The following is a 16,334-nucleotide window of genomic DNA, read 5'->3' on the forward strand; positions in this document are numbered from 1 at the left end:
GTTCCGGCTGGCCGTTTTCGGACGCCGACGTCCAAACCCGTCAGTAGTTGACGGTGACCTGGACGGTGTCGGTGTAGCTGCCGGTGGCGATGAACTGGCCTTTGAAGACCGCGCCATAGACCGTCAGGCTGACGGTACCCAGGTTGAGAAGCGCGCTGAAGCTCACCGTCGAGCCGGCGGTGGTGCTCCACACCGTGCCGTAGCCGCTGGTGGTGTAGAGATTGTAGTTCAGGTGCACGCCGCTCTTGAGCATGTAGCGCGGCGCCGGCGTCGCCGCATTGCCCGGACCGAGCGAGACGGTGAAGTCGGGCAGGAGATCGAGGCTGAGCGCGCCGCAATCGATCTTGAGCGTGCCGTTGATCTTGAGATCGCTCGCCGCGCCGGGGAAATAGGATCCGAAGCTGAGCCCGGCGGTCGTCACGCGCACCGGCTCGAGCACCGTGCCGCACAGCAAAGCCTGCGCCGGCGCCGGCAGCAGCAAAAGGAGCACGAGGGCGGCGAAGCTAATGCGCATCGGCGAGCCTCAGGCAGGCATCGCCGGTCGCGCAGCGCTTGGGCGCCTGCGCGGCGCCTGCGGTCAGCAGGTTGGGCAAGGCGATCTCGCCCTGCGGCCGGAAATCCGCCACCACCGCGCCACGGCGCGGCGTGACGACCGACTGGTCCGAAGGCGGCAGCGCGGCCGTCATCGGATAGTCGCGCGCGTCGACGCTGATATGGTTCGGCGTGTTGGAGTCGAGGCCGGTCAGCAGCACGTCGCCGTCGGAATCCGATACGGCGACCGGGCGGTTCTCGCGCGCGACATGCACGCCCGGCACGCCGGTATGGACCAGCGCCATCGCGCCACCCGGGTCGCGCGCCGCGAACAGCGCGCCGTCGAGCAGGACCAGGGCACCGTCGGCGTCGGCGCGCAGGGCGGGCATGGCGCCGTCGACCGCCGCGGCGGCGCCCAGATGGGCGCGGTCGCCGAGCCAGTCGACATCAGCCTCGGCGCGCGCGAAATCGCCGGCCTGCGCGGTGGCGCGCCACCCCAGGCCGCCATCCGGATCCGCGGGATGGTCGTAGGCGACGAGCGCCGTGCGGCCGTCCGGCGCCGCCGACAGCGCGCCGGAGAGGTAGCCGCCGCCGAGCGGGATGGACAGGAAGAGCTGCACCGACCATTTGCCGTCGGCCAGGTCGCGCAAGCCGGTGACGCCGGCCGAGGCGCTTCCGGCCAGCGACAGCGAATAGGATGCGGTGAGGAACTGCGATGGCGTGCCGCGGCGCGGCGTCTCGCCGATCCAGCTCAGCGCCAGCGCGCCATAGTGGTGGAAATCCATCGACGCGCCGGCCTGCCAGCGCGACAGCGGCGGCGCGCTGCCGTCGAGGCTCGCCAGATCGCGGAAATCGCCGCCCGTCGCCTGCAGGTTGCCGAAGACATGCAGCGGACCGCTGCCGCCCTCGACCGTCGCGCCGCCGAGCCAGCCCGTGCCGTGCCCGCCGGTGCTCAGCGCACCGTCCAGCGAGAACGCGCCCAAGCCGCCGAGGCTGCGCGCGACGCCGCCGCCGAGCAAGCCCAGGCCGGGCGCCGCCTCGCCATGCGCCTCGAGCGTCCAGGTGTCCGCGAAGCCATGCCGGACCGTGGCGGAGGCGACGGGCTGCGAATAGCCGAAGCTCTTCACGCCATAGTCGCGCCGCAGGAATCCCGCATCGAACGCAAAGCTGGTGAGGCCGGCGGCCAAAAGGTCGGTGGTGGTGTAGAGCGACAGGGTCTGCGTCGTCTGGCGCCCCAGCGCGTCGCTGGTGACGATGGACGCCGTGCCGCCGCCCGTGACGATGGGCAGGTCGTGGAGCTCGAAGGGGCCGGGCGGGACGTCCTGCTCGAACACCTTGGCGGCATCGGAGAAGACCTCGACCGTGGTCGGCACCGCGGCTTCGCCGAAGAAGGCGGGCAGCGGCTGGGTGACGAGATCGGGGCGCAGCGAGAAGTCGCTGGCATATTGCACGCCCGCGAAGCGCACCGCGCGCGACCAGGACAGCGCGCCGCCGATCGCGTCGCCGAACACCAGGTGGGTCATCGCGGCGGGATCGTCGATCTCCAGCGTCGTATCGAGGCGGGCCGAATTGGCGTGGCTGGCGAAATTCGCGAAGCCGCTGCTGCTGAACAGCATGTCGCCCGAGAAGACGTCGAGCGAAAGGCCGGCGCCGCCCGACAGCGTGCGGCCCAGGCGGCCGAGGTCGCCCGCCTCCCCCGTCAGATCGTAACGCAGCACCGCGCCGCGCATCGAGGCCGGCGCCGCACGATCGAGCGAGGGGCGAAGGTCGTAGACGTTGCGGTCGAGATCGCGGGCCTGGACGGTCAGCGCGAGCACCTGATCGGGGACGTCGATCTTCGCCGCGAGGCCCGGCAGGGCATGGAGGTCGACGGCGCCGCGCGTCCCCGGCGGCAGGACCAGTCCGGCGCCGCGCAGATCTTCGGCATCGGCAAGCAGAGCGTTCCCTTGTTGCGTCACCGCAATGGTCCGATGCTGCGTATCGCCGTTGATCCAGACTTCCAGCAGCAATTTGTCCGTCGCCTTCGCCGCAACCGGCACCAGGAAAAGCGCGAGCGCCGCCAGTGCTCCCGCCGGGCCGCGCATCAGGGCGGCGCGGAAATATCGGCGATGACCTCGCTGCCGCCACGGCCGTCGCGGGCGGCGAGGTGCAGGCTGGCGCCCTGCGGCGGATGCGAGAAGGTGAAGGTATGGATCGCACCCGGAAGCAGCCAGGCGAAGCTGTCGTCATCCGGCTTTGCGGTCGTGCCGCCGTCGGCGAGACGCACGCCGACCAGCTTGGCTGTGTGCGGACCGTCATTGCGCGCGGTGAGAAGAATGGCGTGCCCGTGCCGGGCGACGTTCCAGGCGAGAACGGGGGAGGACGTCACCGGATCGCCCGCGAACACGGGCACGCCAAAGCGGAGAAGGATGCGCACGGCGGTGCCGGCGGCGACATTGGGAGGTGGCTCGATCGGGGTTGCGTCGCGCACGGGCAGCTGGCTCACCAGCAGCCTGAAGCTGCGCTCGCCTTTGGCGGCCGGCGCGAGGACGCGCACGAGCTGCCGCGCCTCGGGCGCGATGGTCGCCAGCGGCGGGCTCACGACGAGATCGCCGGAGGGCGCCAGCCGGTCGGCGCCGCCGGGCTGCTCCCAGTCGAAGCCTTCGATGCGGACCGTGACCGGCTGCGGCCCGTGGTTGGAGACGTAGAACAGGCCCGGCCGGCCCGGCGTCAGCTCGAGCGTCGTCGGCGCCACGTCCATCGAGACCGCGGGCGGCGCCGCTTGCGCGGCGGCAGCCGCCAGGAGCGGCAGCAACGGCAGAAGGAGCTTCCGCATCGCACGTCCCCCCTAGTAGTTGACCGCCACGCCAACGGTATCGGTGTAGCTGCCCGCGGTGACGAACTGCGAAACCGGGATGCGGCCGAAGACCGAGATCGTCTGCGCCGCGCCGTTGCCGGTGCCGCTGGCGGTCTGGGTCGACAACGTGCCGTCGCCGAACAGCGTGGCGTGGGTGTTGTTGGTGTAGAGCGCATAGGTCAGGTTGTGCGTCGCCCCGTCGGTCATCGCCCGGGCGTTGACCGTCGTCGTCGTCGTGCCGCCGTCGAGGGCGACCGTATAGGCAAGGCCGCTGGTGCAGGTCACCGAGATCGAGCTGGTCACGTCGTTCGGCGTCGCGGAGGCCGCGGTATAGTTGCCGAAGGCCAGATTGCCGGCCGAGACCGCGCAGGACGACTGGACCGTCGCGCTGACGGCCAAGGTCGTGGTGGCTTGGCCGGCCCAGGCAGGGGCTGCGCCCAGGCAAGCCGTCGTCAACGCTGCAATGCCAAGCGTAAAGTGTCTGTGCATTTGTCCTTCCTTTATACAACTATGGGTTGAGTGCGGTATTTAGGCGCAACCCGTAAACGCCGCGTTAATTTCGCCCTAGGCAGATTTACCGACGCAACGGCCATACCATTCATTCTAAAATGAGCTTTTCGCCGCGGCGGAGCGTGGACGCGCCGCCGATTCCGGCGAGATTTTGACGGTCGGCGTCGCGCTCGGCGGCGGAATGCCGATACCGCTTTTCCGTATTCGTTTGACAAGGCGGCGCAGCGCACGGCCATCATGACCGGCGCCGACCCCGCAGAGGATCGCGCGAGAAAATGAGCCGGGTCGTCCAGGGGCACGGCGGGAGAGACGGGAATGGCGGATGCGGCAGCGGGTGCGAACCCGCCACCACGGATCGGTACGAAGCTGCTCTACGGCTTCGGGTCCGTCGCGTTCGGCATCAAGGACGGCGGCTTCACGATCTTCCTTCTTTTCTTCTACAATCAGGTGCTGGGCCTGTCGGCGAGCGCGGTGGGCCTGGCGATCGCCATCGCGATCGTCGCCGACGCGGTTTTCGATCCCATCATCGGCGAGATTTCCGACAATTGGCGCGCCCGGCTCGGCCGCCGCCATCCCTTCATGTACGGCGCCGCGCTGCCCGTGGCGCTGTTCTATTTTCTGTTGTGGAATCCGCCGCATTGGACGGGCGGCGCGCTGTTCGGTTACCTGGTCGTCGTCGCTGTGCTCGTGCGCTTCTTCATCGCCTGCTATGAGATTCCCAGCTCGGCGCTCGCGCCGGAGCTGAGCCCCGACTACAACCAGCGCACCTCGCTGCTCGCCTATCGCTGGATGTTCGGCCTGCTCGGCGGCGGGGTCATGCTGATCGTCGCCTTCGCCCTTTTCCTGGTGCCGACCAGGGCGCAGCCGCTCGGCATCCTCAACCATGACGGCTATCTCACCTATGGCCTGGTGGCGGCGATCGTCATGGCCGTCAGCATCCTGGTCTCCGCCGCCGGCACCCATTCGCGCATCGCGGGCTTCCGCAAGCCGCCCGCCAAGCCGCGCGCCGCGCTGCGCGAGATCGCCCGGCAGATGATCGCGACGCTGTCGCACCGCTCGCTGATCCTGGTGACCGTCTCCGGCCTGTTCAGCGGCATGGCGAGCGGCATGGGCAATGCGCTGAACACCTATTTCGGCACCTATTTCTGGCGCTTCACGGCGGCGCAGCTCTCGGTCATCGGCGTCGCCGCACTGCTCGCAACGGCGCTGGCGGTCGCCATCGCACCGCTGATTTCCGCCCGCTTCGAGAAGAAGCGCGGCTTCATGGTCGCCGCCTTCGCCTCGCTGTTCGTCAACAACATCACGATGACGCTGAAGCTTCTGGGCCTGCTGCCGCCCAGCGGCTCGGGCGCCCTGCTCGCGATCTTCTTCGTCTCGATCACGGTCGGCGTGGCGCTGGCCATCACCGCGGGCATCCTGATCTCGTCGATGATCGTCGACGTGGTCGAGGACAGCGAGCGGCAGACCGGGCGGCGCTCCGAAGGCCTGATCTCCGCCTCGCTGAGCTTCGTGAACAAGGCGACGTCGGGGCTGGGCCTGCTGGCGGGCAGCGTGCTGATCGACATCGTGCATCTTCCCGTCAATGCGGCGCCGGACGTGGTCGACCGCATCGCGCCGCACGCCGTGCGCGACCTCGTCCTCATCTACATGCCGCTGCAGCTCGTGCTGTGGTTCATCGCCATCTCGCTCGTCACCGGCTACCGCATCGACCGCAAGACGCATGAGGACAACCTGGAGCGCCTGGCGCAGATCGCCGTGCTGGCCGAGGTTTCGCCGGTGTCGGCGATGGGCGGCAGCGGCGACGAGACGGCCGAGGATGCCGCCTTGGCCGTGCGGGCGCCGGGCGCATGAGATTCTCGACAGGAGACGACATATGAGCCGTCCCGTGGCGCGCGCGGAGCTCGGCAGCCTGCGCGCCAAGCTGTTCTACGGCTTCGGCTCGATCGCCTTCGGGATCAAGGATTTCGGCTTCGGCACTCTGCTGCTGTTCTACTACAACCGCGTGGTCGGCATCGAGCCCTGGACCGTCAGCCTCGTGGTCGCGGCGGTGCTTTGCGTCGACGCCGTCGTCGATCCGGTCATCGGCCAGATCTCCGACAACCTCAACACGCGCTGGGGCCGCCGGCATCCGTTGATGTATGCCGCGGCCCTGCCGCTGGCGGTCTCCTATTACTTCCTGTGGATCCCGCCGCAGGGCTGGAGCGAGCCCGCCACGCTCGGTTACCTGTTCGGCATGGCGGTCGTCGTGCGCTTCTTCATCTCGCTGTACGAGATCCCGAGCTCCGCCATGGTGCCGGAGATGACCGACGATTACGACCAGCGCACCGCGTTCATCTCGATCCGCTATGTCTTCGGCGTCGCGGCGGCGGTGCTGATGAACGCGGCGACCTTCGGCTTCCTGCTGTTCGCCGACACGGCGCATCCCGATGCACGCTTCAATCCCGCGGGCTATACGCGCTATGCGCTGGTCTCGGCCGTGCTGATGCTCGCCAGCATCCTGATCTCGGCGCGCGGCACGCATCGCTACATTCCGCTGTTCCGCGTCCCGACGGCCAAGCGACCGGGCGTCGGCCAGATCGTGCGCGAGGGACTCTCGACGCTGGGACACGGACAATTCCTGGTCGTGTTCTCGGCCACGGTGTTCGGCGCGATGGCCATCGGCCTCGCGGCGGCGCTGGCGGTCTATTTCAACACCTATTTCTGGGGCCTCAGCAACTACCAGATCTCGCTCCTGGCGCTGGCCGGATTGCCGGCCGTGATCCTGCCGCCGTTCCTGGCCTGGCCGCTGTCGCGTTACCTGGGCAAGAAGAACGCGGCGCTCGTCTTCTACTTTTCCTGCGTGGTGCTCGGCGTCACGCCGATGTCGCTGCGCCTGCTGGATCTGTTCCCCGCCAACGGCACGCCGCTGCTGGTCGGGCTCCTGTTCACCGAGCGCGCTTTCTCGCTCACGCTGGGCGTGGGCTGCCTGATCCTGTTCGGATCGATGGTCGCGGATGTGGTGGAGGACAATGCGGTCCGGACCGGCCGCCGCTCCGAAGGCTTGATGTTCTCCGCCATGGCGTTCGTCAACAAGCTGGTGTCCGCGATGGGCCTGATCCTGGCCGGGGCCGTGCTGCAGCTCGCGCAGACCACCGCGAGCGGGCACAGCGCGATATCGCCCTCTGCGATGGCCCAGCTCTACCTTCCCGCGCTGATCGTCCTGTACGGCGTCGGCATCGTCATCCTGTCGCGCTATCGCATCAGCAAGGCGCGGCATGAGGAAAATATCCGGCTCCTGTCGGACGCAGAGGCCCAGGCTGCCGTTGCGATCGTCGCATCGCCGCCCCCATAGAGGTTCGCATGGACAACCAACCGATCGCCGTTCCCACCGCGTTCCCCGAACTGCAGCGCGATGTCGGCAGCCTGCGCACCAAGCTGCTCTACGGCTTCGGCTCGGTCGCCTTCGGCGTCAAGGACAACGGGTTCCAGACCATCCTGCTGCTGTTCTACAACCAGGTCATGCACCTGCCGCCGCAGACCGTCGGGCAGCTGCTGTTCCTGGCGCTGTGCGTCGACGCGCTCTTCGATCCCATAATCGGGCAGTTTTCCGACAATCTGCGCACGCGCTGGGGCCGGCGCCATCCCCTGCTCTACCTCTCGGCCCTGCCGGTCGCGGCGAGCTACCTGTTGCTGTGGAACCCGCCCGCGCTGAGCCCGAACGGGCTGGTCATCTATCTCTTCGTCGTCGCCGTGATCGTGCGCACCTTCATCAGCTGCTACGAGATTCCGAGCGCCGCGCTCACCTCCGAGCTCACCGGCGACTACGACAAGCGCACGGCGCTTTCCAGCTATCGCGTCTTCTTCGCCTGGTCGGGCGGCATGACGATGTACCTTCTGGCGCTCTTCGTGTTCCTGGCACCGGACAAGGCGCACAAGATCGGGCAGCTCAACGCGACGGGCTATTCGCACTACGGCATCCTGGCCGCGATTCTCATGTTCGCGGCGATCCTGATCTCCGCCGCGGGGACGCACAAATTCATCCCGATCCTGCGCAAGCCGCCGGACCGGCGCATGTCCATCGTCCAATATTTCAGGGAGATGCTGGCAACGCTGGGCAACCGCGCCTTCGCGGTGCTGATGCTGGCCCAGCTCGCCTTCGGCGCGGCCACGGGCCTCGTCTTCGCGATGGCGATCTATCTGGGGACCTATTTCTGGGAGCTGTCGAGCCAGCAGGTCGCGGTCCTCGGCCTGGGCACCGTCGTCGCCTTCGTGCTCGCCTTCTTCATCGCCTTGCCGGTCGCCAAACGCCTGGGCAAGCGGATCGGCGCCGTATTGCTGTTCGCGATCGGGCTCTGCGTCTCCATCCTGCCCATCTCGCTGCGCCTGCTCGGCCTGTTCTGGGCCAACGGCTCGCCCTGGCTGCTGCCGACCCTGTTCGGGTTTGCCGTGGTCTCGGGCGCGATGACCATCGGCAGCTCCATCCTGATGACCGCGATGCTGGCCGACGTGGTCGAGGACAGCGAACTGAAGACCGGGCGGCGGTCCGAGGGGCTTTTCTTCGCCGGATCGAGCTTCATGGCGAAGGCGGTGTCGGGCCTGGGGCTTCTGCTGTCGGGCCAGCTTCTGCACCTCATCGGCTTTCCCGACGATGCCGTGCCCGGCCATGTCGCGCCCGCGATCATCCACAATATGGGCCTGGTCTACCTGCCTTCGGTGGTGACCCTGTACATCATCGGCATCGCGATCATCTCGCGCTTCCCGATCGACCGGTCGCATCACGAGGAAAACCTGCGTAGGCTGGCCGCAGAAGCCGAGCACATGCCCGCGTCCGAGCACCCGTGAACCCCTCCACCGACCGCTACAACAAGAAGAAGGAAGCGATCCTCGCGGCAGCGGCCGGCATCCTGAACCGGCGCGGGGTGCGCGGCATGACGCTGGCCGACGTGGCGGCGAGCGTCGACCTGATCACCACCTCGGTCACCTATTACTTCAAGAAGAAGGAAGACCTCGCGGTCGCCTGCTACCTGCGTGGGATCGAGCGGTTCGAAGCGCTGATCTCGGTCGCGCTGCAGGACGCGGACCCGCCGGCGCGGCTGCTGAAATTCCTCGGCCTCTATCTCGACCTGCACCGCCGCATCCGCGAGGGCGAAGAGGCGCCGATCGCGGTGTTCAACGACATCCGCGCGCTCAAGGAGCCGCACCTGGCGATCGTCGGCAAGGCCTATGGCCAGTTCTTCCGCAAGGTGCGCGCGCTGTTCAAGGCGCCGGGCTACGAATGGCTCGACCGGCGGATGTCGACGGCGCGCACGCATATGCTTCTGGAGCAGCTCTACTGGTCGGTGACCTGGTTGCCGCGCCACGACCTCGACGATTACGGGCGGGTGCGCGACCGGATGTTCGACATCCTGGCGCATGGCGTGGCACCCGACGGCGCGGCGTGGCGGCCGACACACCTGCCCGAGCTGCCGCCGCCGCACGATGCGCAGGAGAGCCAGCGCGAGACCTTCCTCACCGCCGCGACGCGGCTGATCAACCAGCGCGGCTATCGCGGCGCCTCGGTCGAGAAGATCTCCGAGCAGCTCAACGTCACCAAGGGCTCTTTCTATCATCACAACGACGCCAAGGACGCGCTGGTGGTCGAATGCTTCGAGCGCACCTTCGAGGCGATGCGGCGGGTGCAATCGGCGGCACTGGGCGAGAGCGGGGATTACTGGCAGAAGATCTCGTCGGCCGCCGCGACGCTGGTCGAATTCCAGCTCTCGGATCGCGGGCCGCTGCTGCGCTCCTCGGCGCTCAGCGCCCTGCCCGAGCCGATGCGCCTCGCCATGGTCGAGCGCGCCAACCGCGTGTCGGAGCGTTTCGCGGCGATGATCTCCGACGGCGTGGCGGAAGGCTCGATCCGCCCGGTCGATCCCTATATCGCGGCGCAGATGCTCAACGCGACGCTGAACGCCGCGTCCGACCTGCCCTTCACGATCCCCGATGTCGCGGCGTTCGACGCGCCGGCGCTGTATGCCAAGCCGATGCTGATGGGCGTGTTCAGCCGATAACGCCCGTCGTTCAGCCTGCCGTCCCGGAGGCCGGCCACGTCGCGCCCATGAGCGCGGATGCCAGCCAACTGGCGGCAATGTCGGATCGCGAATCCGAACGCCACGACATGCGGGCGACGCGGCCATTTCCAGTTTCAATACGATGCTCTCGCAAAATGGTCGCCGAACGGATAGGGCCCATCGTGCTCAAGGACAACCGGCGCCTCTGGATCGACCTCATGACAACGTCGCCGGAAGGCGATGCGGGAGTGTCGCAAATTTCGTCCATCGGCCTCTATCCCATGGACCCGAGTGACGCGGATTCGATCGCCACGATCAAAGCCATTCTCGGCACCAACCCTGCCAAAAACGGGGGTTGCTCGATTCTCCTGAGCAAGAGTTTTGGCGATTTCGAAGACGTGAAAGCGCTCAAGCCGAGTTGAGCGCCAACCGGGTCGGGGCGTTTCGCGGCGACGATGGAGGAGAGCAGCAGCCCCCATGCAGATGCGGGCGGCGATGACGAGCCGGACGCAAGGCTGAGCCGCGCCTCGCCCGCGAAGCGCGGAAGGATGTCAGTCCTCGAACGTCTTCGACCGCTGCCGTTTCGTCCGTGCGTCGCGCTTCTTGGAGTCGATGCGGCGCTCCTTGGCCGCCTTCGACGGCCTGGTCGGCTTGCGTTTCTTCGGCACATGGGTCGCGGCGCGGACCAACTCGGCCAGCTTCATGCGCGCGGTCTCGCGGTTGCGGACCTGGTCGCGGCTTTCGCGCGCGGTGACGATCAGCACGCCGTCCTTGCTCAGGCGATGGCCGCCCAGGCGCAGCAGGCGCACTCGCACGTCGTCGGGCAGGCTCGGGCTGTGCAACACGTCGAAGCGCAGCTGCACCGCGCTTGCCACCTTGTTGACGTTCTGCCCGCCCGCGCCGGAGGACAGGATGAAGCTCTCATCGAGTTCGCGCTCGGGGATGAAAATTGACGTGGTGACTTTCAAGTCCATGATTTGCACGCGGAGACGCGGCGACAGTATACGCCTCCGCGCTCTCCGCGTCTCCGCGTGATTCACCTCTTGTGCTTCGCGATGTGTTCGAACAGCGAGGCGACGACGCCGAAATCGATCTTGGCTAGGTTCTTGTAGCGGATGCAGCCCTTGCCGCAGTCGATGCCCGCAAGTTCCGCCTTGTGCGCCGCGATCGCGATTTACAGCGTGAGCTTATTTGTCAATTCGCAATTCATATTTATCCGCCGATCTAACTGCCCTGACGACCGAGACGCTCCCGTCCAACTCAGTTGCCAAATCGCGGACTATCTTGTGCGTCTCTATAGACGCTTCCGAGCCAACGATTATCGATTTGATCGAATTGGCAGGCAGGTCGAAAATGCCATTCCGTGTTTTGAGCGTCGCCGCAGAAAGCGCCGCTCCGATTTCTTCGGAAACGAGTCTGAACTCTCGTTCGTAGTTCCAATGGTGAGATTTTGCGACGAATGGCAAGAGCTCGTATCCATCAAAAAAATTGAACGTGGGATATTCCTTGCAATATTCAACTTTCATTGCGGCCCCGACGATTTCGTTGGACGCGTCAAATTCCAAACACACCCCTCGATGATGGTCAGCGTAGTGCCCCCACATAAGAGGACAGACCGGGTTCTCTGTAAGGCAGTAAACACGGTAGCGATTTTGCATTTGCGTCCACATTGACGTGGACAGCTTTTCGATTTCAGATTTCAATAGTGTTGGCGTTCCGAGAAGAGACTTTGCTGCCTTTCTTCTTTCTACGCGCGTCCGGTTAGGAAATCGCTTCTGATGCGCAGTCTTCAACTTTGCAATTAAATCTCTGCGCTCTCGATCTGTTCCAGGAACCGCGTACCACGGTCGGCAATCCCAAGGATCGTTGAAGTCAGCCGGATTTGAGAAATATATCTGATTTTCTTGGAGAATCGATCGGAGGCGCACCTCGTTGAAGGCCTGATAATGATAGAGGCGCGAAATCCCCATACACTGAGCGTCAGGAGGCAAGAAGCCATCTTTGGATTTCACGCTCTTACCACCCTCACCCCGCAAAAATCTTCTTCAGCTCGGTCTTCAGGATCTTGCCGTTGGCGTTGCGCGGCAGGGTCTCGGGCCAGAACACCACCTTCACCGGCACCTTGAACGCGGCGAGCTTGCCGGCCACGAACTGGCGCAGCTCCTCCTCCGTGGTGTGCATGCCGGGCTTGAGATGCACCACGGCGCCCGGCTCCTCGCCCAGCGTCTTGTGCGGCACCGCGACCAGCGCCGCGTCCATCACCGCGGGATGGTCGTAGAGGACGTTCTCGACCTCGATGCAGTAGATGTTCTCGCCGCCGCGGATCAGCATGTCCTTGGCGCGGTCGATGATGAAGCAGAAGCCTTCCTCGTCCATCCGCGCCAGGTCGCCGGTCTTCACCCAGCCGTCGACGAAGGTCGCGGCGGTCGCCTCCGGCTTGTTCCAGTAGCATTTGACGATGTTCGGGCCCCGCGCCCAGAGTTCGCCGACCTCGCCGCGCGGCAGCTCGCGCGCGCCTTCAAGGTCCATGATCTTGATCTCGCAGGCGCCGACGGCGGGACCGCAGGAATTGGGGCGGTTCTCGTAATCCTCGCCCGAATGGGTGGTGCAGGTCGCCGAGGTCTCGGTCATGCCCCAGCCATTGCCCGGCGCGGAGTTCGGCCAGATTTCCTTGATCTGGCGCACCAGCTCGGGCGCCGAGGGCGCGCCGCCATACGCCATCGATTCCAGCGAGGACAGGTCGTATTTGTGCCGGTTGGGATGCTCCAGGATCTGCCAGGCGATGGTGGGCACGCCGCCGGCGCCGTTGATCTTCTCCTTCTCGATCAGGGCCATCGCCTTCTCGGCTTCGAATTTGCGCATCAGGACGATCTTGCCGCCGCTGACCACGGTCGGCCCCATCACCGCGAAGCAGCCCGTGGCGTGGAAGAACGGCACGCTGAGCAGCGTCGAGCGCTGCGGCGCATCCAGCGGGTTCTCCACCACCGGCACCGGCTCGCCGCGGCGCAGGAAGTTGCGCGCCGCCGAAAAGCCGGCGGCAGCGATGTTCGAGGTCATGTTGCGCTGGGTGCCGAGCGCGCCCTTGGGCCGCCCCGTCGTGCCGGAGGTATAGAGGATCGTCGCGTCGTCCTCGGGGCCGAGCTCGACCGCCGGCATCTCGCCGGGCGGCAGTGTGCCCCAGTCGTTCACCTTGCCGATCACATCCTCCAGCGGATGCACGATGGGGCTGGGCATCTCGTCGGAATAGCGGCTGACGTAGATCTTCGCGAGGTCGGGGCAATTGACCAGATGCTCGGCGATGCGTTCCAGCCGCTCGGCGTCGACGAACGCGATCTTGGTGCCGGAATCGACCAGGCCGTATTCCAGCTCCGGCCCCGTCCACCAGGCGTTGAGCGGCGTGACGATCGCGCCCAGCAGTTCGGCGGCATAGAACGCCACCGGCCATTCGGGCAGGTTGCGCATGATGATGGCGATGCGGTCGCCCTTCTTGACGCCATCCTTCTGCAGCTGCGCCGCGAGCGCCAGCGTGGCGCGGGCGAAGCCCTCATAGGTGCAGCGGTCGTCCTCGTAGACGAGGAATTCGCGATCGCCATACATCCGGCCGGCGAGGAAGACCTCGCGGTTGGTCGGCGGCGCGTTCTTCCACACCTTGGTGGGGATGCCGCGGATGATCTCCATCGCGGTCTCGAAGCGCGTACCGGGCGCAGTCAGAAGGGCATGCGCCTCGGCAAGGGACATGGCGGGCCAGCCGGCGGGAAGAGTCATGGGCGTTTCCTGGTGCTTTGATAGCGGTTGGCCGATTATTGGCACGCGCAAAGCATTCGGGAAAGGCGGCGCGGAGCCCCTAGCGCGGCAGGCGGCGGGCTTCGCGGAAGGTGATCAGCCGGTTCTGGCAATCGTCCCACAGCGCCAGGCGGGCGCAGCGCAGGCTCTGCAGCAGCGAGACGCGCGAGACATCGGCCAGGCGGATCTGCTCGCGGATCACCTGCGGCAGCCGGTAATAGGGAATGCGCGCATAGAGATGATGAACGTGGTGGATGCCGATATTGGCGGTGAACCAGCGCAGCACATGCGGCAGCACGTAATAGGAGCTGCCGCGCAGCGCCGCCTCGTGCACGTTCCAGGCGCCGTTCTCCGCCCACACCGTGTCTTCGAACTGGTGCTGGATGAAGAACAGCCAGATGCCGATGGTGCCGGCGATCAGCGTGATCGGGACCTGGGTCAGCAGGAAGGTCTTCACGCCGACGAGATACATCATGCCGGCGACGACCGCGGCGATGCCCAGATTGGTCGCCATCGGGCTGACCCAGCCGCGCCAATGAGCGATGGTCGGTCCCAGCGGGAAGCGGTGCCGCACGCCGAACAGGTAGACCGGTCCCAGGCCGAACAGCACCAGCGGGTTGCGATAGAGGCGGTAGCCCAGCCGGCCGACGCCCGACAGGGCGCGGTATTCGCGCACCGTCAGGGTCTGCAGGTCGCCGACGCCGCGCTTGTCGAGATTGCCCGAGGTGCCGTGATGGATCGCATGCGCCCGCTTCCAGGCGTCATAGGGCGTGAGCGTCAGCACGCCGATGATCCGCCCGACCCAGTCATTCGTCGCGCGGTAGCGGAAGAAGGAACCGTGGCCGCAATCGTGCTGGATCATGAACAGCCGCACCAGGAAGGCACCGGCAGGAAGGGTCAGCAGCACGGAAGCCCACCAGAAGCCGAATTCCCACGCCGCCCAGATCAGCAGCCACAGCGCCAGGAAGGGCACCGCGGTGACGACCAGCTCGAAGCTGCTGCGGATCGGCGACGGATTGCGGTAGCGGCTGAGAATGCCGATCCAATCCGACGCCGGAGCTTCGGCGGCGGCAGTCTCTGAATGGGACAATGGGTCAGCCCTGTGCGGTACGCGGCGCGCACTCCATACTCCAATTCGGGCGAAAAGGGGTACGGAATCGACGAAACGCATCGCGTTAATTCGCCGGCCTGGGCCTCGAAATCACAGCGCGTCGATGCTCTGCGCCCGGTTGGCCCATTCTTCCTTCAGTTCCGCCACCAGGTCGGGGTGCTTCTCGCGGGCGCGCTCGCGGACTTTGGGCAGGTGATAGGAGGGGAACAGGTCGTTGTCGGGGCTGAACTGCTTGAGGAGCTGCTTGGCGACCGTCACCTTGTGGACCTCGGTGGGTCCGTCGGCGATGCCCATCACGAAGGACGAGGTCACCATGCCCATGAACGGCATCTCGTTGGAGACGCCGAGCGCGCCGTGCAGGTGCAGCGCGGCGGCCGCGATGTCGTGATAGACCTTGGGCATCGCGACCTTCACCGCGGCGATGTCCTTGCGCACCTTCTTGTAGTCCTTGTGCTTGTCGATCAGCCAGGCGACGTGCAGCACCATCAGGCGGAACTGGGTGAGCTGGATGTAGCTGTCGGCGATCTGCTCCTGCACCATCTGGTAGTCGCCGAGCCGGCCGTCGCGCGTGCTGCGCGATACGGCGCGCTGGCACATCAGGTCGAGCGCTTTCTGGCACTGGCCGACGGTGCGCATCGCGTGGTGCACGCGGCCGCCGCCCAGCCGGACCTGGCCGAGCTCGAACGCGTGCCCTCGCGGGCCCAGCATCGCGTCGAAGGGGACGTGCACGTCCTTGTACTGCACATATCCCTCATTGCCGTGCTGCATGGTGCCGACGCCGACATTGCGCAGGATCTTCACGCCGGGCGTGTTCTTCGGGACCAGGAACATCGACATGCGCTTGTAGGGATCCTTGTGCTCCGGATCGGTCACCGCATAGACCACCAGCACTTCGGCATTGCGCGCGCCGGTCGAGAACCACTTCTCGCCGTTGATCACCCATTCGTTGCCCTTCAGCTCCGCCGTGGTCTTGAAATAGAGCGGGTCGGAGCCGCCGGTCGGCTCGCTCATCGAGAAGGCCGAGGTGATCTCGTTGTTGAGCAGCGGCCAGAGATATTTCTCCTTCTGCTCCGGCGTGCCGTAATGGGCGATGATCTCGGCATTGCCGGTGTCGGGCGCCTGGCAGCCGAACACGACGGGTGCGAGGCCGACGCGGCCGAGCTTCTCGTTGAGCAGCGCGAGCTTGACTTGGCCATAGCCCTGGCCGCCGAGATCGGGCGTCAGGTGGCAGGCCCACAGGCCCTGCTCCTTCACCTTGGCCTGCAGCGGCCGGATCGCCTTCTGGTAGGTCTTCGACTTCACCCCGCCCAGGCCGACGCCGATATGGGTGAGCGGCTCGACCTCGGTCTCGACGAACACTTCCACCCAGTCCAGCTTCTTCTGGTATTCCGGATCGGTCTCGAAGTCCCAGGCCATCGGCGCGCTCCCGTTTGTCTTTGCCGCAGTATCCCGCCGCGCCGGACCTGCCGCAACGGAAAAGATACCGGTTTTTCGAAAAATGGCGGCGGGCGCCGCGATTGTCGCGGCGGACGGG

General features: G+C 66.2%; 14 protein-coding genes. 5 read left to right on the top strand and 9 right to left on the bottom strand.

The window, feature by feature from the left end; all coding sequences use genetic code 11:
* Positions 1–40: 40 nt before the first annotated feature.
* From WDM91_09475 to WDM91_09490, 4 genes are read right to left on the bottom strand one after another with little or no spacing between them, the layout of a single operon-like run.
* Positions 41–514, bottom strand: coding sequence for a spore coat protein U domain-containing protein (locus tag WDM91_09475; GenBank protein MEI9994812.1), 474 nt, complete (start codon positions 512–514; stop codon positions 41–43).
* Complete coding sequence (locus WDM91_09480; GenBank protein ID MEI9994813.1) at positions 504–2,615, bottom strand: fimbria/pilus outer membrane usher protein; 2,112 nt, start codon at positions 2,613–2,615, stop codon at positions 504–506. The genes WDM91_09475 and WDM91_09480 overlap by 11 nt, the downstream gene beginning before the upstream one ends.
* Positions 2,615–3,346, bottom strand: a complete 732-nt coding sequence (locus tag WDM91_09485) for a fimbria/pilus periplasmic chaperone (protein MEI9994814.1) — start codon at positions 3,344–3,346, stop codon at positions 2,615–2,617. The genes WDM91_09480 and WDM91_09485 overlap by 1 nt, the downstream gene beginning before the upstream one ends.
* 12 nt (positions 3,347–3,358) lie before the next feature.
* Complete coding sequence (locus WDM91_09490; protein MEI9994815.1) at positions 3,359–3,856, bottom strand: spore coat U domain-containing protein; 498 nt, start codon at positions 3,854–3,856, stop codon at positions 3,359–3,361.
* 336 nt (positions 3,857–4,192) lie between these two features.
* Here WDM91_09490 and WDM91_09495 point away from each other — a divergent pair, with 336 nt between their 5' ends.
* From WDM91_09495 to WDM91_09515, 5 genes are read left to right on the top strand one after another with little or no spacing between them, the layout of a single operon-like run.
* A complete protein-coding gene (locus WDM91_09495) occupies positions 4,193–5,728 on the top strand; it encodes an MFS transporter (protein ID MEI9994816.1) in 1,536 nt (511 codons plus the stop codon).
* 22 nt (positions 5,729–5,750) lie between these two features.
* A complete protein-coding gene (locus WDM91_09500) occupies positions 5,751–7,208 on the top strand; it encodes an MFS transporter (GenBank protein MEI9994817.1) in 1,458 nt (485 codons plus the stop codon).
* An 8-nt stretch (positions 7,209–7,216) separates the two neighbouring features.
* The gene (locus tag WDM91_09505; protein MEI9994818.1) at positions 7,217–8,698 is read left to right on the top strand and encodes an MFS transporter; all 1,482 of its coding nucleotides are present in this window, start codon (positions 7,217–7,219) and stop codon (positions 8,696–8,698) included.
* A complete protein-coding gene (locus WDM91_09510) occupies positions 8,695–9,906 on the top strand; it encodes a TetR/AcrR family transcriptional regulator (GenBank protein MEI9994819.1) in 1,212 nt (403 codons plus the stop codon). The genes WDM91_09505 and WDM91_09510 overlap by 4 nt, the downstream gene beginning before the upstream one ends.
* A gap of 47 nt (positions 9,907–9,953) precedes the next feature.
* The gene (locus WDM91_09515; protein MEI9994820.1) at positions 9,954–10,328 is read left to right on the top strand and encodes a hypothetical protein; all 375 of its coding nucleotides are present in this window, start codon (positions 9,954–9,956) and stop codon (positions 10,326–10,328) included.
* Between the two features lie 129 nt (positions 10,329–10,457).
* On the opposite strand, the gene arfB is transcribed toward WDM91_09515, so the two are convergent.
* From arfB to WDM91_09540, 5 genes are all read right to left on the bottom strand, one after another.
* A complete protein-coding gene (gene arfB / locus WDM91_09520; protein ID MEI9994821.1) occupies positions 10,458–10,880 on the bottom strand; it encodes an alternative ribosome rescue aminoacyl-tRNA hydrolase ArfB in 423 nt (140 codons plus the stop codon).
* 213 nt (positions 10,881–11,093) lie between these two features.
* Positions 11,094–11,918 carry a DUF2971 domain-containing protein gene (locus tag WDM91_09525; GenBank protein ID MEI9994822.1) on the bottom strand — a complete coding sequence of 275 codons (825 nt, stop codon included), beginning with the start codon at positions 11,916–11,918 and terminating at the stop codon, positions 11,094–11,096.
* A gap of 13 nt (positions 11,919–11,931) precedes the next feature.
* Complete coding sequence (locus WDM91_09530) at positions 11,932–13,671, bottom strand: class I adenylate-forming enzyme family protein (protein MEI9994823.1); 1,740 nt, start codon at positions 13,669–13,671, stop codon at positions 11,932–11,934.
* A gap of 79 nt (positions 13,672–13,750) precedes the next feature.
* Positions 13,751–14,779 carry a fatty acid desaturase gene (locus WDM91_09535; GenBank protein ID MEI9994824.1) on the bottom strand — a complete coding sequence of 343 codons (1,029 nt, stop codon included), beginning with the start codon at positions 14,777–14,779 and terminating at the stop codon, positions 13,751–13,753.
* A gap of 111 nt (positions 14,780–14,890) precedes the next feature.
* The gene (locus tag WDM91_09540; GenBank protein ID MEI9994825.1) at positions 14,891–16,216 is read right to left on the bottom strand and encodes an acyl-CoA dehydrogenase family protein; all 1,326 of its coding nucleotides are present in this window, start codon (positions 16,214–16,216) and stop codon (positions 14,891–14,893) included.
* Between the last annotated feature and the right edge of the window lie 118 nt (positions 16,217–16,334).

Origin of the sequence: Rhizomicrobium sp. (genome assembly GCA_037200385.1) — a bacterium.
GTDB lineage: Bacteria > Pseudomonadota > Alphaproteobacteria > Micropepsales > Micropepsaceae > Rhizomicrobium.